Annotated in this window: 22 protein-coding genes; 20 read left to right on the forward strand and 2 right to left on the reverse strand. The window is 52.0% G+C overall.

The features are described from left to right. Positions 1-5: 5 nt before the first annotated feature. From plsX to ftsY, 5 genes are all read left to right on the forward strand, one after another. Positions 6-1040 (forward strand): phosphate acyltransferase PlsX, encoded by a 1035-nt coding sequence (gene plsX, locus EKM70_RS05535; protein ID WP_125546014.1) that lies wholly within the window; start codon positions 6-8, stop codon positions 1038-1040. A gap of 78 nt (positions 1041-1118) precedes the next feature. Beyond that, the gene (gene acpP / locus EKM70_RS05540; protein WP_125546016.1) at positions 1119-1370 is read left to right on the forward strand and encodes an acyl carrier protein; all 252 of its coding nucleotides are present in this window, start codon (positions 1119-1121) and stop codon (positions 1368-1370) included. 105 nt (positions 1371-1475) lie between these two features. Beyond that, positions 1476-2171, forward strand: coding sequence for a ribonuclease III (gene rnc, locus EKM70_RS05545; protein WP_125546018.1), 696 nt, complete (start codon positions 1476-1478; stop codon positions 2169-2171). A gap of 12 nt (positions 2172-2183) precedes the next feature. After that, positions 2184-5738: a chromosome segregation protein SMC gene (gene smc, locus EKM70_RS05550; RefSeq protein ID WP_125546020.1), complete on the forward strand. Its 3555-nt coding sequence runs from the start codon at positions 2184-2186 to the stop codon at positions 5736-5738. Beyond that, a complete protein-coding gene (ftsY, locus tag EKM70_RS05555; protein WP_125546022.1) occupies positions 5738-7147 on the forward strand; it encodes a signal recognition particle-docking protein FtsY in 1410 nt (469 codons plus the stop codon). Before smc ends, ftsY begins: the two co-directional genes overlap by 1 nt. Positions 7148-7201: 54 nt before the next feature. On the opposite strand, the gene EKM70_RS11500 is transcribed toward ftsY, so the two are convergent. After that, positions 7202-7393, reverse strand: a complete 192-nt coding sequence (locus tag EKM70_RS11500; RefSeq protein WP_125546024.1) for a hypothetical protein — start codon at positions 7391-7393, stop codon at positions 7202-7204. Positions 7394-7612: 219 nt separating this feature from the next. Between EKM70_RS11500 and EKM70_RS05565 the strand changes: the two genes are divergently transcribed. The 12 genes from EKM70_RS05565 to rplS all read left to right on the forward strand — a co-directional run bounded on the left by EKM70_RS05565 (position 7613) and on the right by rplS (position 18266). Beyond that, positions 7613-7954: a putative DNA-binding protein gene (locus EKM70_RS05565; RefSeq protein WP_057879191.1), complete on the forward strand. Its 342-nt coding sequence runs from the start codon at positions 7613-7615 to the stop codon at positions 7952-7954. 19 nt (positions 7955-7973) lie between these two features. Then, the gene (gene ffh / locus EKM70_RS05570) at positions 7974-9431 is read left to right on the forward strand and encodes a signal recognition particle protein (RefSeq protein WP_125546026.1); all 1458 of its coding nucleotides are present in this window, start codon (positions 7974-7976) and stop codon (positions 9429-9431) included. A gap of 111 nt (positions 9432-9542) precedes the next feature. Then, complete coding sequence (locus EKM70_RS05575; protein ID WP_125546028.1) at positions 9543-9845, forward strand: hypothetical protein; 303 nt, start codon at positions 9543-9545, stop codon at positions 9843-9845. Positions 9846-10190: 345 nt separating this feature from the next. Further along, a complete protein-coding gene (locus EKM70_RS05580; RefSeq protein ID WP_125546030.1) occupies positions 10191-12839 on the forward strand; it encodes a cation-translocating P-type ATPase in 2649 nt (882 codons plus the stop codon). 120 nt (positions 12840-12959) lie between these two features. Further along, positions 12960-14141 carry an ATP-binding protein gene (locus EKM70_RS05585; protein ID WP_125546032.1) on the forward strand — a complete coding sequence of 394 codons (1182 nt, stop codon included), beginning with the start codon at positions 12960-12962 and terminating at the stop codon, positions 14139-14141. Between the two features lie 3 nt (positions 14142-14144). Beyond that, on the forward strand, positions 14145-15491 hold the full coding sequence (locus EKM70_RS05590) for a vWA domain-containing protein (protein WP_125546034.1): 1347 nt from the start codon (positions 14145-14147) through the stop codon (positions 15489-15491). 2 nt (positions 15492-15493) lie between these two features. Then, on the forward strand, positions 15494-15790 hold the full coding sequence (locus EKM70_RS05595) for a hypothetical protein (protein ID WP_125546036.1): 297 nt from the start codon (positions 15494-15496) through the stop codon (positions 15788-15790). 87 nt (positions 15791-15877) lie between these two features. Beyond that, positions 15878-16153 carry a 30S ribosomal protein S16 gene (rpsP, locus tag EKM70_RS05600; protein WP_125546038.1) on the forward strand — a complete coding sequence of 92 codons (276 nt, stop codon included), beginning with the start codon at positions 15878-15880 and terminating at the stop codon, positions 16151-16153. Positions 16154-16162: 9 nt separating this feature from the next. Next, positions 16163-16423, forward strand: coding sequence for a KH domain-containing protein (locus tag EKM70_RS05605; protein WP_057879183.1), 261 nt, complete (start codon positions 16163-16165; stop codon positions 16421-16423). Positions 16424-16508: 85 nt separating this feature from the next. Further along, entirely contained in the window at positions 16509-17027 is a 519-nt protein-coding gene (gene rimM, locus EKM70_RS05610; RefSeq protein WP_125546040.1) for a ribosome maturation factor RimM, read from the forward strand. After that, on the forward strand, positions 17027-17797 hold the full coding sequence (trmD, locus tag EKM70_RS05615; RefSeq protein WP_125546042.1) for a tRNA (guanosine(37)-N1)-methyltransferase TrmD: 771 nt from the start codon (positions 17027-17029) through the stop codon (positions 17795-17797). Before rimM ends, trmD begins: the two co-directional genes overlap by 1 nt. A gap of 112 nt (positions 17798-17909) precedes the next feature. Continuing rightward, positions 17910-18266 carry a 50S ribosomal protein L19 gene (gene rplS / locus EKM70_RS05620; protein WP_057879180.1) on the forward strand — a complete coding sequence of 119 codons (357 nt, stop codon included), beginning with the start codon at positions 17910-17912 and terminating at the stop codon, positions 18264-18266. Positions 18267-18436: 170 nt separating this feature from the next. Here the strand turns inward: rplS and EKM70_RS05625 are convergent, their stop codons facing one another. After that, entirely contained in the window at positions 18437-19504 is a 1068-nt protein-coding gene (locus EKM70_RS05625; RefSeq protein WP_125546044.1) for an acyltransferase family protein, read from the reverse strand. Positions 19505-19934: 430 nt separating this feature from the next. Here EKM70_RS05625 and EKM70_RS05630 point away from each other — a divergent pair, with 430 nt between their 5' ends. The 3 genes from EKM70_RS05630 to EKM70_RS05640 are packed head-to-tail and all read left to right on the forward strand — an operon-like array spanning position 19935 to position 22148. Beyond that, positions 19935-20795: an ABC transporter ATP-binding protein gene (locus EKM70_RS05630; protein WP_125546045.1), complete on the forward strand. Its 861-nt coding sequence runs from the start codon at positions 19935-19937 to the stop codon at positions 20793-20795. A 1-nt stretch (position 20796) separates the two neighbouring features. After that, positions 20797-21672 (forward strand): ABC transporter permease, encoded by an 876-nt coding sequence (locus EKM70_RS05635; RefSeq protein WP_125546047.1) that lies wholly within the window; start codon positions 20797-20799, stop codon positions 21670-21672. Positions 21673-21692: 20 nt separating this feature from the next. After that, the gene (locus EKM70_RS05640; protein WP_125546049.1) at positions 21693-22148 is read left to right on the forward strand and encodes a LytTR family DNA-binding domain-containing protein; all 456 of its coding nucleotides are present in this window, start codon (positions 21693-21695) and stop codon (positions 22146-22148) included. The last annotated feature ends 1 nt before the right edge of the window (position 22149 follow it).

The following is a 22149-nucleotide window of genomic DNA, read 5'->3' on the forward strand; positions in this document are numbered from 1 at the left end:
GAATCATGAAAATTGCCGTTGACGCAATGGGAGGCGACTACGCCCCCGCCGAGATTATTAAAGGAATTGAGCAGGCACGCGATGCCTATCCAGACATTGAATTTCTGGTGTTTGGTCAGGAGGACCAGGTCAAGCCGTTGATTCAAAATGATACACGGATCACCCTGGTTCCAGCCAGTGAAGTGATTACGATGGAGGACGAACCCGTTCGGGCCATTCGCCGTAAGAAACAGTCGAGCATTGTGCTCGCGGCGACGGCGGTTAAGGAAGGCCAAGCGGATGCCTTTTTCTCTGCCGGAAATTCCGGGGCCGTTTTGGCTGCGGGACTCCTGATTGTCGGTCGGATCAAGGGAATTGACCGTCCCGGCTTGACGACGACACTCCCTGTCCTGCGCAAACCTGATCAGTCGAGCTTTGTGATGTTAGACGTCGGGGCCAATGCGGACACTAAGCCGTTTAACGTTGTGCAATATGCGGTCATGGGTCAGTACTATGCCCAGTCCGTGATGCACGTCGACCACCCTCGAGTGGGTCTCCTGAACAACGGGACCGAAGCCGACAAGGGTGATAAGGCCCATCAGGCGATTTACCAAGCCCTGAGTGGAATTAACGACCTGAACTTTATTGGGAACGTGGAATCTCGTGAGCTCCTGAACGGGGCGGCCGATGTGGTCGTGACCGATGGCTTTACCGGAAATGCGACGCTCAAGGCTATTGAGGGTACGGCGCTGTCGATGCTCAAGCTGATCAAGGGTGAAATCATGAGTGGTGGCCTGGGTGGTAAGATCGGGGCCAGCATGTTGAAGCCAGTCTTCAAGAACGTCCAACAAGCCATGGATTATTCTCAATATGGTGGGGCCGTACTGTTGGGCTTGAAGGCCCCCGTGGTGAAGACCCACGGGTCCAGTAAGGCACCAACCATTAAGAACACGATCGGCCAGATTCACGAACTGATTCAGACCGAGAGTGCAGCTAAATTGGTGAGCTATTTCGACCAGCATACCGATGAAATGGCGGCCTTAAAGGAATCGCTTAAGTAGGCAGCCATTAATTTGCTAGACAAGGCCCGTTAAAACGGTTAGACTACTTATTGAATACTGTGAGCGAGGGATTAAATTATGACGAGAACAGAAATTTTTGATCAGGTAGCAGATATCATTGCCGACCATTTTGAAGTCGAACGCGATGGCATTAACGAACAGTTAAACTTCAAGCAAGACTTAGACGCAGATTCCATTGATTTTGTGGAATTTGTCCTGGAATTGGAAGACACCTTTGGGTCTGAAATTTCCGATGAGGACGCCGAGAAATTAAATACGATCGGTGAAGTGGTGGATTACATCGTTGCCCATCAAGCAGAACAAAAATAATGATTGAGCGAGTCCGGGCCGCAACTTTTCGTCCCGGGCTTTTTCAATCTCATGCCCCTAAAAAGGCGTGAGCGGATCAAGTAACAAAGAAATGAGGGGTCACACGTGATTGCGGGATTAAATCAAGAGTTACAGGATAATTTTGGGATTCATTTCAAGGACCAATCCTTATTGGATGAAGCCTTTACGCAGGCATCATACGTTAACGAACACCCTAATCAAGGGTTGAAGTTCTACGAACGGATCGAATTTTTGGGGGATGCCGTCATGCAGTTGGTTGTTTCCAACTACATCTTCCGACGTTATCCGAAGATGCCACAAGGTCGGTTGACCCGACTGCGGGCAGCCATGGTGAACGAACAGAGCTTTGCCAGCTTTGCGCGAGAATGCCACTTCGATCAATACATTCGCTTGGGGCGCGGTGAAGAGAAGGCACAGGCTCGGCACAGAGATTCACTTCTATGTGACATTTTTGAGTCCTTTATTGGGGCGCTCTACATGGATCAGGGTCTCGACGCCGTTGTGCCCTTTGTGACCAAGGTGGTCTTTCCTAAGCTCGATGAGGGCCGGTTCGACGAATTCTTCGATCACAAGACCGAATTACAGGAATTAGTTCAGAAGAACGGGTCAGTCACGATTGACTATCGCTTACTGGATGAAAAGGGACCGGACAATGATCGGGCCTTTAAGGTTGCCGTCTATGTTGACGACAAGCTACTTGGTGAGGGCCACGGCCATTCCAAGAAACACGCCGAACAGAACGCGGCGCGCCACGCCTTGGAGAATTTGAAAGAAGAGTAAGGATGACTAACGATGCGGCTAAAGACATTAGAAATTAGCGGGTTCAAGTCCTTTGCGGATAAGACTCGAATTGAATTTTTGCCGGGGATGACCGGCATCGTCGGCCCTAACGGTAGTGGGAAGAGCAACATTTCGGAAGCCGTACGGTGGGTTTTGGGGGAACAATCCGCCAAGAGTTTGCGGGGAAGTAAGATGCCTGATGTGATCTTCGCGGGGTCCGCCGACCGGCACCCGTTGAATCGTGCCGCGGTGGCGATCACCCTGGATAACAGTGATCACTATCTGAAGAGTGACTATACGGAGCTGACCTTGAGTCGTGTCCTGTATCGCTCCGGGGAAAGCGACTATCAAATCAACGGACAGATTTGTCGGCTCCGGGATATTACGGAACTCCTAATGGATTCTGGCATGGGCCAGGATTCCTTTTCGATCATTTCTCAAGGCCGGGTTGAGGCCATCTTTAACAGCAAACCGGAAGATCGCCGTAACATCATCGAAGAAGTTGCAGGGGTCTACAAATACCGGAAGCATAAGGAAAAGGCTCAACGTGAGCTTGAAGAAACGATGACGTATCTTCACCGAGTGGAGGACATCATCGCCGAACTGGAAGGTCGTCTGGAGCCACTCGAGCAACAGAGTAGCCTGGCTCAGGATTATCTCGACCAGCAAAAAAAGTTTGTCCAATTGGAGAAAACCCAATTGGTTCGCCAACTACATACAGAGCTGGATCAGAAGGGGTCTGCGGATGATGCGGTAGCTACCAAGCAACAACAAGTGGCAAGTCATCAAGCCGCTGCGAAACAGCAAACGGCGAAGGTTCAAGGTCTCAAGCAACGACAGGCCGACCTACTGAGTGAGAAGGATGACCTTCAAGCTAAACTGGTGGCCGCCACCCAGAAGGTTGAACAGTGTCAGGGACAGGTTAACCTGTCGGGTGAACAGCAACGCCATCAAGCGGAGCAAAAGCAACAGGCGCAAGAACAGTTGGCCCAGCTCAAGCAAGCGATCACGACGACTCAGGAAAAGTTAGCAACGACACAAGCCCGGTTAAAATCCTTAGATGCCGAACTTGTGACGGCAAAAGCTGAAATCAAACAGTTAAAGCAGGCCACCGATCCCAAGACAGTCACCGATCTCCGCGATCAGTTGGAACAACTCCGAACCACCTATTTCGATCAGAAGCAGGCTGTAGCCAATTGGCGTAATGAGCGACAGTATATCCAGCAGAACCAAGAACGCTTGCTCCAGAAGGGGCAACGGGTGGCCCGGCAACTCTCCGATCTCCAGGCTGGCGAAAAGGCTGCTCAGGACAAGGTGACTGCTGTTCAACAACAGGCAGCCGGGCAACGGCAACAGCTCAATGAGGCCGAACACGGGCTCGATGCCGAGGCTGGAGATTACCAACAACAGCAGCAACAGTACCGTCAGCTACAACATAACTGGCAGGCGGCGCTTGAAGTTTACCAACGGGCACAGACTAAGGCCGCGAGTCAACAGGCGGCTTCGGCTGAGTACGGCGGTTTTTATCAAGGTGTTCGGGCGATCTTGAAGCACCGTGACCAATTTTCCGGGCTGTTAGGGGCCGTTTCCGAATTGCTAGAGGTGCCGGAACGGTATACGACGGCTGTCGAGTATGCCTTAGGAGGCCAGCTCCAACAGGTCGTCGTCGATTCGGAACGGACGGCTAAGGCGGCCGTGACCTACCTGCGTAACCAGCGGGCCGGGCGAGCCACCTTTCTGCCCCTGACCGCGATTCGTGGTCGACAGATCGATCACACCACTCGTCAGACCTTGGCGACGCTCAGTGGCTTTCTGGGAATTGGGAGTGATCTGGTTAAGATTGACTCACGAGCTCAGGGCATTCTAGGCTATCTCTTAGGAACGACAATTTTTGCCGCCAATCTGGATGCGGCAGTGGCCATTAGCCAGCAGATCCATCACCGTTATCGCGTGGTGAGTCTGGCGGGGGATGTGGTCAGTGCCAGTGGAGCCATTACCGGGGGCCAGTCGCGGCAAAACCACAACAGTGTGTTGCGCCAACAACAAGATTTACAACAATTACAAGCGTCGATCGTGACAATGAAACAGCAATTATCGCAGCAAGAAAGTAAAATTAAGGCCGCTAGAGAGGCTTTGCTGGCCAGTGAACAACGGAGCCAACGTTTCCAGGCTAGGATTACCGATCTGCAACCTAAGTGTCGTCAACTGGATGACCAGTTAGCCGGGGCCAAAACGGCCTTGGAACAGGCTAGTCGCCAGGTTAAGGCGGCTCAGTTGGATATCGACCAGGCGAAGAATGCGGGGGATGACCAGCAGGATGCCCACTTGGCCGAGCAGATTCTGACCGGTGAGAAGCAGATTACGGCGACCGAAGAGCAGGTTAAGGCAGTCCAACAGCGAATTAAAATGGTCACTGCCGAACAAGCCACCAATCAGACCGCACTGACTGCCAAGCAAACTTGGCGTGCTGGGGCTTTAGAACGGCAACAACAGCAACAAGCGAGCTGTGAGGCCTTGGCCGATCAAATTGCCGTGGCTCAGGAAAAAGTGGCGTCGCTTAATGCGGAACAACAACGTCGCGATCAGCAACAGGCACTGACCCCGGCTGCGGCTAAACAACAGTTGGTTCAGGCACAGGCTGATCGTGACCAGATTGAGGCACAGCTCAAAAAGTTGAATGCCACGTTAACCACGGTTAATGATGATCTGGAAGCGGCCGAGACGGCGAACCAACGAACCAGTGGCCTGCTGCAACTGGCAAATGATGAGTTACAGCAGGCGCAGGTCCAGCAGACCCAGCTAGCCGCTTTAATCGACCAACAACAGAACCAGTTGTCTGAGAAGTACCAACTCAGTCTGGCCGCTGCGGAAACGGATGTGAGTGACCTACCCGATAACGAGTTGGCCGTCCAGCTGAAGTTGCTGAAGCGGGGGTTAGATGAGATTGGTTCGGTCAATGTGGGTGCAATTGAAGAGTATCAAGCGGTGCGTGAGCGCTACGATTTCTTAACGAAGCAACGCGATGATCTCTTGACAGCTAAGGACCAATTGACCGCCACCATGGATGAATTGGATGGACAGGTCAAGCGGCGTTTTAAGCACAGCTTCGATCAGATTGCCGCCAAGTTTACCCAAACCTTCCGTCAGATGTTTGGCGGGGGTACAGCAAAATTAGTGCTGACCGAGCCAGACAATCTCCTGACAACGGGAATTGATATCATGGCGCAACCACCTGGCAAGAAGTTCCAGAACATGGGACTGCTTTCTGGGGGTGAACGAGCGTTAACGGCGATTACGTTACTGTTCGCAATTTTACAGGTACAACCCGTGCCATTTTGTATTTTAGATGAGGTGGAGGCGGCACTGGACCCGGCCAACGTGACCCGGTTCGCCCGTTACATCCATCAGTTCCAAGATCAGACGCAGTTCATTGTCATTACTCACCGGAAGGAAACCATGGTGCAGGCCGATATTCTTTACGGGGTGACGATGCAGGAGTCCGGCGTTTCCAAAATGGTCGCCGTTGATCTGGACCAAGAAACCACTACGGAAAGGAAGCAATCCTAATGGGATTATTTGATATTTTTCGCCGTCGGGCTAAGCAAGAGCCCGATAGCCAAGCACCTGAATCCACGGCGCCGGCCGGCAGTGAAGCCGAAGCCACGTCGTCTAGTGCGGCCACTGAAACAAGTGTTGCTAGCTCGGTTGAGAGTGTTGCGCCCGAAACTGAGAGCAGCGCGGCAGCCACGACCGAACCCGAGGCAAGCAGTGATGCGGTCGATGAACCTGTGTCCGCCGAACCGGTTGCTGAATCCAATGCCACCACGGGATCTGACAAGGCCGTTACGCCAGCTAGTGCGGCGAATGCGGAATCCACGGTAGCGCCGGAATCCGAGGTAGCTCCCGAGTCTGCCGTAACTTCTACGGCGACTTCGTCAGAGGCCGAACCTGCCGAGAAAACAGCTTCAGAAGCAGCGACAACTGAAAAGCCAACGACCGACGAGATAGCTCAACCAGTCAGTGATGAGCAACTCTACGATAAGGGGCTTGAGAAGACCCGCCATACCTTTGGCGAACGTTTGAATGCCTTACTGGCGAACTTCCGTCACGTTGATGAGGGCTTTTTCGACGATTTGGAAGAGACCTTGATTGGGGCCGATGTCGGCTTTGACATGGCCGTGAAGATCAGTGATGAACTTCGTGACGAAGTTAAATTACGGAATGCCAAGAAGTCGGCCGACGTGCAGAACGTCGTGGTTGAGAAGCTGGTCGAGATTTATGAGGCCGCTGGCAACAACGAAACCACAGCTATGAACATGGCACCCGAGGGTCCAACCGTTATCCTCTTTGTCGGGGTTAACGGGGTTGGGAAGACCACGACCATCGGAAAGATGGCCAATCGTTATCACCAGGCTGGTAAGAAGGTCTTGTTGGCCGCGGCCGACACCTTTAGAGCCGGGGCTACCGAACAACTGAACGTTTGGGCGCAACGTGCCGACGTGGATATCGTGAAGGGAAAGTCCCAATCGGATCCGGCCGCGGTGGTCTTTGACGCCGTGCAAAAGGCTAAACGAGAGGATTATGACATCCTATTCGTGGACACCGCCGGTCGTTTACAGAACAAGGTTAACCTGATGAATGAGTTGGAAAAGATGAAACGGATCATCACGCGTGAGATTCCAGACGCCCCGCACGAGGTCTTACTCGTGTTGGATGCGACGACGGGTCAGAACGCATTGACCCAGGCTAAATTATTCAAGGAATCCACCGATGTTACCGGGATCGTCCTCACCAAGTTGGACGGGACTGCTCGTGGGGGGATCGTGCTTGCCATTCGTAATGAACTCCACGTGCCCGTGAAGTTCATTGGATTGGGTGAACAGATCTCGGATCTGCGGCCATTTGACCCAAACGAGTTCGTTTACGGTCTGTTCAAGGGCTTGATTGACGTCAAGGCGTTGGACAAAAAAGCTTAATTGATAGAAACGGCCACTCCAGTGGATTGCTGGGGTGGTCATTTTTAAATCGATTTAGTCGGTGTTGTCGGGATTCTGAAAGAGAGCGATGCCAACTTCGGTTAGGCCAAATGCTAGCAATAGTAGACTTGCAATTAGTGCCAAGGGGTTATGACTCGCGCGTATCGGCCAAAAGACAAAGATGACCACCACTCCGGTCCAAAAATGACGGTTGGATAAAAAGTGCTTGTTAAAATATAAGTGCATGAGCCCATCTCCTCCAGTGGTGTTGCGCTCATCATAAAGCCGTTCTGAATTTTAGGTATAGGTGGGCGGATTGAAAAGGCCGGCCAGTAAACTATCCTGCTTACTCGGCACGATAGCTTTCTTATGTCATGAGGTTCGCCCAGAACTTACCGAAAAAATTGACGAAACGGCTAAAAATCGGTATTCTGGTAGAGTGTGACACGAACTGGAGGACCAAGCATGGAGATTGAAAAAAACTATCGGATTAATTCCTTATTTGCGTTCTACCAGCCGCTGTTGACGGTGAAGCAGAATAACTACATGCAACTCTATTACGGTGATGACTACTCCTTAGGAGAGATTGCCGAGGAGTTCAATGTGAGCCGCCAGGCGGTCTACGACAATTTGAGACGGACCGAAAAAATCCTGGAGGACTACGAGAGTAAGTTGCATCTCTACCAGGAATTTACCGCGCGCAACCAACAGGCCGATGAGATTCAGACCTACGTGGCGCAGAATTACCCGCAGGATGCCAAGTTAAATCGGCTAGTCGCGGGACTTGAAAATCTAGAAGAACAATGAAAGTTAGGTGGCAAAACGAATGGCGTTTGAAGGATTAACTGAACGACTGCAAAACGCAATGCGCAAGCTTCGGGGCAAGGGTAAGGTCTCCGAGAGTGATTTACGAGAAACAATGCGAGAAATTCGGCTCGCTTTATTGGAAGCCGACGTTAACTTTACGGTAGTTAAGGACTTCGTTAAGCAAGTCCGTGACAGAGCCATGGGTGCCGACGTTCTCGAAGGGTTAAACCCTGCCCAACAAATCGTTAAGATTGTTGACGAAGAACTGACGAAAACTATGGGGGACGAAGCCGTCCCACTGAACAAGTCCGAGAAGATTCCAACGATTATCATGATGGTTGGGCTTCAAGGGGCCGGGAAAACGACCACGGCCGGCAAGCTAGCCCTGAAACTCAAAAATGAAGAAAACGCTCGACCATTAATGATTGCCGCCGACGTTTACCGGCCAGCCGCCATCGACCAATTGGTCCAGGTCGCTGCCGGTATTGACGTGCCCGTCTTTGAACTAGGGACAGACGTGAACCCAGTCGAAATCGTTCGGCAAGGGTTAGCTAAGGCCCAAGAAGATCACAATGACTACGTGATCATTGATACCGCCGGTCGTTTGCAGATCGACGAACAACTCATGAACGAGTTGGCAGAGATCAAGGATCTCGCGCATCCCGACGAAATCCTCCTGACGGTTGATGCGATGACGGGGCAAAACGCCGTTGCCACGGCTGAAGGTTTCAATGACAAGCTCGATGTTACTGGGGTTGTGCTCACCAAGTTAGATGGGGACACCCGTGGTGGGGCTGCCCTTTCAATTCGCGCCGTCACGGGCAAGCCAATCAAGTTCATTGGGCAAGGGGAAAAGATGACCGCGCTGGACATCTTCCACCCAGACCGAATGGCTTCTCGTATTCTGGGCATGGGGGACATGCTGTCCCTGATCGAAAAGACCCAGAAGGAATACGATGCCAAGCAGGCTGAGGAGTTAACCACCAAGATTCAGGAAAACTCCTTTGATTTCAATGATTTCTTGGATCAGATCGAACAGATCCAGAAAATGGGGCCCATGGAGGACCTGATGAAGATGATTCCGGGGATGGCTAATAACCCCGCTATGAAGAATGTTCAGATGGATCCTAAGGACATGGCACACTTGAAGGCCGTAGTCTACTCGATGACGCCGCAAGAGCGGACGAATCCTGACCTGTTGAACCCTTCCCGTCGCCGCCGGATTGCAGGTGGTGCTGGTCGGCCGATTCATGAAGTGAACCGGATGATTAAGCAGTTTAACCAAATGAAAAAAATGATGAATCAAATGTCGAAGGGAAACATGTCTGGCATGGAGCAACTCATGGGCAACTCAGGAATGGGCGGTGGCATGGGTGGTGGCATCGGTGGCCGGATGCAAAAGATGGCCATGAACCGCATGACACGGCAAATGAAGAAGAATAAACGTAAGCGACTGAAGCGTAAGAAGCGGAAGTAAGCTTTGACTGATCCTAAGGTCTAGAGGTGGCAATCTATTTGTTGACTCTGGGCCTTTTTTCTAAATTTGGATGGTCACTTTTGGTTAATCTCAGACAGTAAGGAGAGCGTGATGCATATGACACAGGTAAAGGTCATTAATCCGGCGATAGCGGGTCGTTACCAATTCACAACGGCTACGGGGTCACAGTATGAAATTGTTCTCGATGGTGCCAACAAGACGTTGGTGCGTCGGCCCAGGACGCCAGAAGGAAACTTGCGGCGAGACAACCAGCCGATCAAGATTCTCGACCTGGTGAATGCGCAGGTGGGCCAGAGCGCTCAGATCCTCTTAGAACCTTTGGGATCCAGTGACCATACCATGCGAATCACGAGTCACGTGGTGGCAATTGATTATCGCCCACTGTCTGAATAACCCGATAGTTTGAGTGAATTACCATCGCAACAATGATTGGACTCAGCTTACTGATACTATTAATAATTTAAGGGCTTTTGGGTAGACGCGGCGAAATCATTCCGGTATACTGTTCCTACAAGCAACCATAAGGGAGTAACTAGCAGTGCAACTCTGCGGCAATACCCGTCAGCAAGATTTCTTTGGAATTGACTGTTTGTCAGTCGGTTGCCAATCCGGGATTGCCTTAAATAGTGAGACTTATGTGTGTTCACAAACTTATTTGTGTGCACGCGTGAGTCTCTTTTTTTACCCCTTAAATGGGATAAAGATGGGCTGACGAGCACACCTCAGGAGGAATTGGCAATGGCCAAAATACCGTTATATCAAGAATCAAAAGATACCCTGTATCAGCGACTTCAGACAAGTGATCAGGGGCTGAGTAGCGCAACCGCCAGTGAGCGACTCGCAACCAATGGCCACAATGCGCTGAACCAACAGAAGACCTCGTCCCTATTACAGAAGTTTATCGCCCAGTTTAGGGATTTCATGATTATCGTCCTGCTAGTAGCGGCCCTGATTGCCGGGTTGACCGGAGAAGTTGTGGATGCCGTGATTATCCTGATCGTGGTCGTGTTAAACGCTATCTTCGGGGTCTTCCAGGAGGCTAAGGCCGAAGAAGCCATCAACGCGCTAAAGGAAATGTCGGCACCTAATGCCACGATTCGTCGAGACGGTCAGGTAATGACCGTTAAGTCTGACGAGCTGGTGGTGGGGGACATCGTGTTGTTAGAAGCTGGGGACATTATCCCCGCTGACTTGCGGCTCCTCGACGTGGCTTCCCTCAAGGTTGAGGAATCCGCACTGACCGGTGAATCGGTTCCCGTTGAAAAGGCCGCGGCCGTGTTGACCGGCGACGACTTACCGATTGGTGATCGCCACAACATGGCGTTCATGAATTCCAATGTGACCTATGGCCGCGCAACCGGGGTGGTTGTGGCCACGGGGATGCAGACGGAAGTGGGTCGGATCGCCGGCATGATTGAAGCTGCCGACGAGACTACTACGCCATTACAAGCTAATTTGACGCAACTTGGAAAGTCCTTAACGATTCTAATCCTCGTGATCGCCGCTATTGTCTTTGGGATGGGTATGTGGCGTCAGGCCGAGAGTCTGATTGACATGTTGTTGACAGCCATCTCCTTAGCCGTTGCGGCCATTCCAGAAGGGTTACCGGCCATCGTCACGATTACTTTGGCCTTAGGAACCCAGCGGATGGCCAAACGTCACGCCATTGTCCGCAAGTTACCGGCTGTGGAAACGTTGGGCAGTACCGATATTATTGCCTCGGATAAGACCGGGACGCTGACGCAAAACAAGATGACTGTTGAGAAGGTTTATGAAGACTTAAACCTCGTTGATGCCCACAAGGTTGATTTTGACCGCGAGAATCGCTTGGCCCAGGTCATGATTCTTAGTAATGATACCAAGGTTACCGCCGATGGTTTGGCTGGTGATCCGACAGAAACGGCTTTAGTCCAGTATCAGATGGACCGAAACTACCCAGTGAGTCAGGTATTGAGTGCCATGCCCCGAGTTGCTGAAATTCCCTTCGATTCCGAACGAAAATTGATGTCAACGGTCCATCCTTTGACCGATGGTCGGTTCCTGATTGCCGTGAAGGGCGCACCGGATGAACTGCTGAAACGCGTGACACAGTTGGCGAAGAGCGGTGATGTGTCACCGCTAACCGAGGCCGACCGGCAACAAATCTTAGAGACCAACCATGATATGGCCACTCAGGCGCTTCGTGTCTTGGCCTTTGCCTATCGGATTGTCGATCAGGTGCCAACAGATCTGACCAGCGAAAACGTGGAAAATGACTTGATCCTTGCTGGGATGGTCGGCATGATTGATCCCGAACGGCCAGAGGTGGCCCAAGCCGTGGCGGATGCCAAGGCGGCAGGGATTCGCCCGATGATGATTACTGGAGACCACCGCGACACGGCGGCCGCAATTGCCGTGCGACTGGGGATCATTGATGCCGGCGAGACCGACGCCGTAATTACCGGAGCCGAACTCGATGCGATGGATGATGCTACCTTTGCCAAAAAGGTTAGTGATTACGCAGTCTACGCGCGAGTTGCTCCCGAGCACAAGGTTCGTATCGTGAAGGCTTGGCAGAAACGCGGTAAGGTCGTAGCCATGACCGGTGATGGGGTCAACGACGCACCAGCGTTGAAGGCTGCCGACATCGGAATTGGAATGGGAATCACCGGGACCGAAGTTTCCAAAGGGGCCAGTGACATGGTCCTTGCCGACGATAATTTCTCCACTATTGTGGTGGCGGTTGAAGAGGGACGGAAGGTCTTCGCTAACATTCAAAAGGCCATCCAGTACTTGTTATCCGCCAATCTGGGGGAAGTCCTGACGCTCTTCATGATGACCATGTTAGGCTGGCAAATTCTGGCACCGGTGCATATTCTGTGGATTAATCTGGTGACCGACACGTTACCAGCAATTGCCTTGGGAATTGAACCGATGGAAAAGAACATTATGAAACAGAAGCCACGCGGGCGGAAGTCGAACTTCTTCTCCGGTGGTGTGCTGGGAGGAATCATTTACCAGGGACTGCTTGAAGGTGGTATTACACTGTTTGTCTACTGGCTGGCAATTACCTACCCGGTTCACCAAGCCACACAACTGGCTCACGCCGATGCCTTAACCATGGCCTTTGCCACGCTGGGACTGATTCAGCTGTTCCATGCCTTTAACTCCAAGTCGATTCACGGGTCCATCTTCTCGGTTGGTTTGTTTAAGAACAAATTCTTCAACGGAGCGATCGTGATTGCCTTCGCGTTACTGGCCATGACCATCCTGGTTCCCGGACTTAACAGCATGTTCCACGTGGCTCATCTGGATCTCTTCCAGTGGGCGATCGTTTTGGCAGCGTCCTTCATGATGGTTGTGATTGTGGAAATTGTTAAATTCTTCCAGCGTCGCGTGGTAAAATAAGACGACGCGTTACAACTAAGTACAAATTAAAAAGGGGTTGCGCGTGACTGCCGTTCTGAACCTGGAACGGGAGGCTCTGGCGCAACCTCTTTTATATCTAAAGGAAATGGAGTGAGTCGCTTGGCCTTAACTTATCAAGCCTGTCTACAAGCCGTCAACGTGGTCATTGCCAGTGGCAGTGTGCCCACGATTGTGGGGGAAGCCGGTATCGGGAAATCGGCTTTGGTCGCCGACTTGGCTCGGCAACGTGGGGCCAAGCTCTTCACGACCGTGGTTAGCCTGGTGGAAAAGGGAGATCTAGTGATTCCTGTGCCCCCACTGACCAGTGATTCTTTCGTTCAAACGGCGGATTATGGGTCACTGGCGGATGTTCAGTTCGGTTATTCGCATACGCTGGTGGCAATGATTCGTTATGCCCAGGACCATCCGCAACAGGAGATTATTTGGTTTCTAGATGAGTTCAATCGTGGGACTCAAGCCGTGCAGAGTGAGCTGATGAACCTGGTTTTGCAACGCCAAATTAATACGCTTAAATTACCGCAGCAGGTTCACCTGGTGTTGGCCGAAAATCCGGATGCCACCATGGCGGGATTTGAACAGAGTCACTACGGCGTGACGCCCGGAGACGCGGCCATTGCCGATCGGACGACTCGGCTGATCTTGACGGCCGATAGTGACAGTTGGCTAGATTGGGCGACAACGAGGGTTGCCGGTGAACCCCGTTTGACACCACTGGTCACGGACTACGTGGCTGAGAACCCCGCTGATTTGCACCTGGTGGCGCAAGGCACAGCAATGGCTGACGCAGACCTGCAACCAACGCCACGGGCCTGGGAACGGGTCTCAGACGCCTTACGTGAGATGGATCGTCAGCAGCTGCTGGGCCAAACGGCTATTCTGGCCGCCATCCTACAGGGAAACCTGGGAACCACGGTCGGGACCACCTTTGCGAGCTACGTGCAGAAACGACGACCAGGTTTAACGGTAGAGGAGGCCTATACGGCGGCCAATGCGACGACGATCTTTGCCGATTTGACGCCAGCCCAACAGCAGCAGATTCTGCGGCAGTGCCTGAATGAGTTGGCGGCCTGGCCACTGACGCAGGATGCGAATGCCCATCGGTTTGTGACGTTGCTGCAACTTTGTCCGGCCGATGCCCAGTATGCGGTGGCTCGAGACATGGCAGGAATTGCCGATCTGTTTGAAAGCCTAGCCGATCGGACGGCGAATGAACCCGGTGTTGCCGAACTCTATCAAGCATTGACAACGATTGGCCAACGTGGGAGTCAGATTGAGGTGTAATACATGACGAGTCTTACGCACGATTTAAAACAATTAACAACCTTGGCTACGGGTGAACGAGTTCAGGCGACCCGACAGCTCTATCGCGAGGCCGTGATGGTGCTGTTACGAGATGATCCCTTCTACGGCCGAGTGTTAAGCCAACTTACGGTACAAGTGGGGACTGAGCGCGCACCGTTGGCCTTGTTGCCTACGGATCGTGAGTGGCAACTTCAGGTCAATCCAGCCGCACTCGTTAAACGTAATTGGACCAGTGCGGAGTGGTTGGCGATGCTACGGCACACGGTGCTTCATCTGTTATGGCAACATCCTGACCGCTATGCCACGGCGCTCAAGACGCCAGCGCAGGCCGGGCTAGCGCGATGGGCGACCGATGCCGCCGTTAACGATTATTTGTCAGATTTGCCGGCCGGAGCGATCACCAGTCGAACCTTGGAACAGCTGTTGGGACAACCGGTGGCGGCTAAACAGGATTCGGCGGTGTATTTTCAACAGCTCAGAGAGTGGCAGGCCCAACAGTCCCCGACAGATCACACTCGTGAAACCGGTGGGCCACAACGGACTGGCGACCGCGTGACGCACGATCTGACGCCAGATCCGACCACTGAAACAGTCTTGGACGGCCACAATGCTTGGCAGTCGGGATCAGTCACAACCCAGGCTGCCAGGGAACAGTGGCGCCAACAAGTCCTGGCCCAGACGGCCGAGAGTCTAACCGCTAAGCAACGTGGGACGCTTCCTGGGGCCGTACAAGCGGCGTTGACGCCAATCGTGGCTACGTCTCCACTAAATTGGCAAACCCTGCTTAAACGGGGCCTAGGACAGGTTCCTGCGGGACGGCAGGCGGCCTATGGTCGGTTCAATCGCCGCCAACCCGCTCGTATGGAGTTGCCGGGGCAAATAGTTGCGACCTGGCAACAGTTGTCGGTTTTTGTCGACGAGTCGGGCTCAATGGGTGATCGGGAGGTTGCCTATCTCCTGGGCCAATTGGCGGCGTTATTGGCCGTTTATCCGGCGCAGGTGACCGTCTATCCCTTCGATGCTGTCGTTCATCTCGATCAACGCTTTACGCTGGAGAGGCGTCCTCAGCACCTTGTACGAACGGGTGGCGGTGGAACGGCCTTTCAAGCCGTGTTGGATGGGTTGCCACGCCTACTGACAACGACTAGTGGTCAACTGGTCCTGATTCTCACGGATGGCTATGGCGAACAGCACTTGCGACCGACGCTCCCGGTGCCGATCATTTGGCTACTCACGAGTCCCACGGACCAATTTTCTGTTAAAAATCCACCAGGAACGGTCATCAGTCTGAGTGCTGATCCACAGTGGCAAGCCTTAAGGAGGTCGTAGCCATGACAACTCAATTATCGGGTAAGGAATTACGTGCTTTGATTAATCAAACGGTGTGGTTTAAAAACGCCCGTGCCATTCTCGCCGACGAGTGGGGTGCTCGGGCGCAGGAAAATCCACTCTTTCAGGCGCCCGTTACGGTAGCCGACTTACAATTTGCCCGTGACCTGAGTCAGGCCGGGCTGTTCAAGAGCCGACTGGACTTCAGGGACTACGGTGCAGTTCAGCGGTGGATCGCCGCCAATCGGTCCTATTTAACCCCGGACGATCGGGCCTGGTTACAACGCCCATTTGAATAAATTGCAGGTGTAAAGAAAAAACCCTTTACATCACATTGAGAAACTGGTATATTATTACACGTTGAAAGAAATACAGGAGGTGTCTACATGTCAGTAAAGATTCGTTTAAAGCGGATGGGTTCAAAGAAGCGCCCATTCTACCGAATTGTGGTTGCCGATTCACGGAGCCCTCGTGATGGTCGTTTCATCGAACAAGTTGGTACTTACAATCCAGTTACCCAACCTGCCCAAATCACGTTAGAAGAAGAATCTATCTTGAACTGGTTGAACAATGGTGCTCAACCTTCAGATACGGTTAAGAACTTGCTTTCTAACGCCGGGATCATGAAGCAATACCACGAAGCTAAATACACTAAAAAGTAGTGATTAGCCATGACCGATTTTAAGGCATTAATTCTAGCAATTGTTAGCCCACTCGTGGAACATCCCGAAGCTCTGGTGGTTACACCTCAGGAGACGGAGCGTTTCTACGAATATCGGTTAACCGTGCATCCGGACGATATCGGCCGGGTGATCGGTAAACAAGGCCGCGTGGCGCAGGCGATTCGTACGATCGTCTATAGCGTTCGCGTTCAAGGCAATAAACGGGTTCGACTCATCATTGATGACCGCCCGACAAAGACTCTCGAGTGAGGCGGTAACGTTTCCTCGAGTTTTTTTGTTCTCATAAATAAGTAAATAATACAAAATTAATTTAAAACGAATGGAGGCGGGTCAGATGACCTACTATACGATTGGGACAATTGTGAATACCCACGGCATTAAGGGTGAAGTTCGGGTGATTGCTACCACGGATTTCCCCGAGAAACGGTTTGTGGTGGGGCACAAGGTCTACGCCTTTCGCAAGGACCAACCAACGCCAGAGGTTTTTGAGATTGCCTCCGTGCGGCAACATAAGAACTTTATCCTGCTGAGCTTTAAGGGTAAGCCGTCCATTAACGACGTGGAGTACCTGAAGCAAAGCACCTTAAAGATCGCCGCCGACCAATTGGAAGACGACGATTTGAAGCCTGGCGAGTATTACTACCACCAGATCATTGGGTTGGATGCGGTCACCGAAGATGGCGAGAAGCTAGGCACCATCAAGGATATCATGCAGACCGGCGCCAATGATGTTTGGGTCGTGGCGCGTCCCGGCAAGCCGGATCTATTGTTACCGAAGATTAAACAGGTGATCAAGGGCGTCGACCTCGATCAGCACCAGGTTACGGTGGAATTAATGGAGGGACTCGAGTAATGCGGATCGATGTATTAAGTTTATTTCCAGATATGTTCACGGGTCCCATGCATGACTCAATCGTCGGCAAGGCCATTGAGAATGGTCATCTGACCATGCCCGTCACCAACTTTCGGGACTATTCAACGAACAAACATGGCAACGTCGATGACTACCCATTCGGTGGTGGCGCGGGGATGCTTCTGCAACCCCAACCAATCTTCGATGCCGTTGCCGCGACCGAGAAGCAGGCCGCGGCGGAGGGTCTTGGTAAGGGTCGCGTGATTCTGATGGATCCGGCCGGTGTGACCTTCAACCAGCACGTGGCCGAAGAATTTGCGCACGAGGACCATTTAACCTTCCTGTGTGGGCACTACGAGGGCTATGACGAACGTATTCGCAGTCTGGTTACCGATGAGGTTTCCCTGGGAGACTTTGTCCTGACCGGGGGCGAGCTCGCCGCTATGGTCATGATCGACGCCACGGTGCGCCTGTTGCCAGGCGTGCTTGGCAATGCCGAATCAGCACCGGGCGATTCTTTCTCCTCAGGTCTGCTGGAATACCCACAATACACGCGACCAGCCGACTTCCGGGGGATGCCGGTACCGGATGTCTTGATTAGCGGCAATCACGGTAAGATCGACGAATGGCGCCAGAAAGAGGCCCTGCGGCGGACTTATCTCAGACGGCCCGATCTCATCGACCATAGCAAGCTGACCAAGGAACAGAAACATCTGTTGGCCGACGTGCGGATCGAGGAAGAGGAACGCCATAACGAGTCAAGAAAATAACCTTTACAGGCATTTTCGATTATGTTACACTTACTTTTGGCTGTTTAGCCACAGAAACAACATTCCGCTGTCGAGACTGAGAATGAATGTTGGCGAAAGGAAAGAATAAAATATGCGCCAAAATACTTTAATTGCAAAGATCAACAACGAACAATTGCGGGACGATGTTCCTAACTTCCGTGCCGGAGACACTGTTCGGGTTCACGCCCGGATCGTCGAAGGTACCCGCGAACGTATCCAATTGTTCGAAGGTGTCGTAATCAAGCGTAAGGGTGCCGGTATCCAAGCTACCTACACTGTACGTAAGATCAGTAACGGTGTTGGGGTTGAACGGATCTTCCCACTTCACTCACCACGTGTTGCTCAAATCGATGTTATCCGTCAAGGTCGGGTACGTCGTGCTAAGCTCTACTACTTACGTGACCGTAATGGTAAGGCTGCTCGGATTACCGAACGCCGTCGCAAGTAGTTTCAGCAAAAAACACCAATCGTTTAGGCGATTGGTGTTTTTTATTTGAAATGAATTTAATGAAGTCGACTAGTAGCTAAATGATCCCAAGAAAAGACAAAATGGCATGATTCCGATATTTAGTCGGCGTCATGCCATTTTAAAATCCAAAAATTTCAGAAATTAACTTATCATGCGGCACTGGTTTTTCGGTGGCCGAGCCCATAGGACCAGACGGCCCCATACGCCTTATCGAACAGCCAGCCTAGTAGCAGGGCACTTACCAAGACGCTGACAAAGTACAGCACGGGCTGACCAGCCAGTTCCGTTTGCTTTAAGAGCATCATGGGAAGTCGTTGGAGGATATAGATGGAGAACATGCCAGGGCCCCCAATGTAGGCCAGAACCGGATTATGAATCTTAAAGCGCATGGCCAACCAGACAAAGCAAAAGGCAAACATGATGCCAGCAACTTGATAGCTGGCGAGGCGAATCAAGCCAGACGTCTTGGCACAGACCAGATAGCTGACAGCAAATACGATGAACGCGCCTAATCCCACGACCAGATAGCGGAACCAGTTGCGACAAACGGCCCGTTCAATCGCCGTTTTATAGTGGGCATAGAGCATCCCTGCAACGTAACAGAAGACCGTGTTGGCATAATACTCTGGGAGTAACCAGCCGGCAATTAACATGTAGGCGCCGCTACCGATAATGATAAAGGCAATGGCGCGGCGGTTATTGGTGGGGAAGAGTTCCCATGCCAGGTAGGTGAGCAGGTAGAGAAATAAGATGATAAAGATGTACCAGGCACTATTTCCAATTGTGGCGAGTCCCAAGTAACTCAGTAGCACGTGCGGTAGGGTCATCGGACGTTGTGCCAGCAGGCCGGTGATTAGGTAAATGGTTACAGCCACCGCAAATTTTAGCCATAAAAATAAGAGTCGATGTTTGGGGAAGGTTTTTAAATATTGCCGACCCCGTTTCTCAAATTGGACGTAGATACCGTAACCCGAGAAAAAGAGAAACGTGGTGACAATGAGTTGGCCCTTGACCAGCATCCAGATTCGGGTGAGCTTGGCCAAGTCGTGGGGCATGGGAATGTACGTCATGAAGTGACTAAAAACCACTAACAATAAGAATAAACCATTGATCGTAATAGTCGTCTGGCGGTTCAGGTCTTCCACGTCCGGCCCACTTGATCGATAACGTAGAGACGCTGCGAAACTAATGATAATGATTAACAAAATTAAATCCATTTGACTGAAAACCTCTCCTCATACCCCTTAAAAGTCTGGCAGTTGTTCGGCCAGATTTTTCAGAAAACGCGTTCCCCGATGAGACTTGGCCTAGGCAATGATCGCGTCATTACCAGTAGTTATGTAATTGAAATATCTGAAACACTAAGACCAAGACCTAAACTTATGGCGTCATGATGGGTAACTTAGCCGATTTAAGTTCTAAATAGCTCACGCTGTTCTTAATTTGGGATAAGTACCATTATAGTGAGAACAGGGCGAGATTACAATGGGCGAGACAAGTTGAATAGCGCTGAGCTTAGTCTATTGGGGGGCGAAAATTTTACGGGGCCATTCGCACCACTTACACTTCCAAAATAACCACTTATCCCGATTATCGAGACGGTGCGGTGATTAGGGGTGTATTCTCCGGGCATAGGAGATGAGGCAGATGCTATTAGAAACGAAACACTTAACGGAGACCTTTGGGGAAAAGGTCGCCGTGAACGCGGTGGACTTACAGATTGAAAAGGGTAGCTTCACAGCGCTACTCGGACCAAACGGCGCAGGGAAGTCGACGACGTTGAACCTGTTGATTGGGTTGAGCCAACCAACCGCTGGGCAGGTGGTCTATGACCAGCAGCCCAGACTGGGAGTCGTCTTCCAGGGAAGCGTCCTCGATAGCATGCTGACGGTCCGAGAGAACCTCCAGATTCGGGCGGGTCAGTATCGTCATATCCCGGCTGATCGCGTCACGGTCCTTAGCCGCCAGTTGGGACTGACGGGGTTCATGGCACAACGCTATGGCACCTTATCCGGTGGTCAACGACGGCGGGTCGACATTGCCCGGGCCTTACTCAACAATCCTGATATTCTCTTTCTGGATGAACCCACAACCGGCCTCGATATTCAGACGCGCCGGGCCATTTGGACCCTCGTCCAGCGCCTCCAGCGGGAACAAAATATGACGGTAATTCTGACCACACACTACTTGGATGAAGCCGATTCTGCGGATAACGTGATTGTCATTGACCACGGTAAGGTGTTGGCTCACGGGACAGCGGCCGAGATTAAGGATCGCTATGCGGCGGATCTTTTGACAATAACCTCCCCGGATGTCGCTCAGGTGGCGGCCAAGGTTGCCTGGAAGCCAACGCAAATGACGGGTACCCAGGTGGCCTTTAGTCTCCCGAACATGCAGGATGCCCTGGATATTCTGACGGCCAATCGGGCCCTCATCAGTAACTTTGAATTTCGGCCGGGCACCATGGATGATGCCTTCCTGGCCTTAACTGGAAAGGAGATGCGTTAGCATGACAGCCATGATTAAACGCAATTTGCTCTTATACTTTCGGGATTGGAGTGGGGTCTTCTTCTCACTTCTAGGCGCTCTCATCTCATTTGTCTTGTACCTGGTCTTCTTGAAACAAAATATGCTGTCAAGTTGGCACCGGGTACCCGATGCCAAAGCGCTCTTGGATACTTGGTTGATTGGCGGCACGTTAGCCATCACGGGCATTACCACGACGCTGAGTAGCCTAGCGCTCATGGTGACCGATAGGGCGGACCACGTCGCTGAAGACCTCGAGTTGACCGATGCTGGGCCATTACGACTGTTTGCCAGCTATCTCGGTAGTGCGGCCGTGATTGGCTTTCTGATGCAACTTGCCATGTTTGGCATCATGTGGGGCGGCTTCTACGTGACGGACGGCCTGACCCTGTCAGTTACAGCGGTTCTGAATACCTTGGGGCTCATGGTGTTCAGTTCACTCTTGGCGACGATGGTCAATGCCGTCTTTATTCGCGGCATCCATTCGGTAGATAGTCTGGGTAAGTTGGCCACCATCATCGGAACCGCGGCTGGGTTTCTGGTGGGAACTTACATCCCCATTGGGCTCCTCCCCAGCTTCGCTCAGAATCTGGTCAAGTTTATTCCGGGAAGTTACGTGGCAGCACTCTATCGCGAATTTTTGATGGGAAGAAAGTTGGATGCGGCTTTTGGTAGAAATGCGGCAGCGCGGACCAGTTTTGATAAATTGATGGGTATCCGGTTAAACTGGTCAACTTTATTGACCCAGCAGGAAACTTACCACATAATGGGATTAATGTTGATTGGGGCGGCCGCCCTGGCGTTTGGTCCGGAATGGTTACGAATCCGGCGTCGGCGGCGCGTCGTCCGTGAACGGTAAGTAAAAATGGGGGGATCCAGGTGCGACATAAATTTGAAGAGAATGCGGCGATCGATCCCGCGGATCCACTGGTGGTCGTCCAAGCAGCCGCTGAGAGTCCCGCTACCGCGGCCATTTCGGCCTATCTCGATAGTTATCAGGCGCCACATCCGGGAATTATCCCGGTGAAGACGCCTGATCGCCTGGTGATGGTGAAGACGGCCACGATTATTCTCGCCGATGTGCAACACGAGACGCTTCTGTTGTACACGACGACTGGCACGGTCACCACGCATGAAACGTTGCGACACCTGGTCCAACGTCTGGGGGATCCGACCTTCGTGCAAGTCTCCAAGCATGGGGTTTTGAATTTAGATCACCTTCAATCATTAGAGGACAGTTTTTCTGGGAACATGACGGCGATCTTGACGGATCAGGTGAAGGCTCCAGTCAGTCGCAAATACGTCAAACAATTAATGGGCCAATTAGGTCTGTAGG

This window comes from Levilactobacillus lindianensis, assembly GCF_003946095.1.
Taxonomy (GTDB): Bacteria; Bacillota; Bacilli; order Lactobacillales; family Lactobacillaceae; genus Levilactobacillus; species Levilactobacillus lindianensis.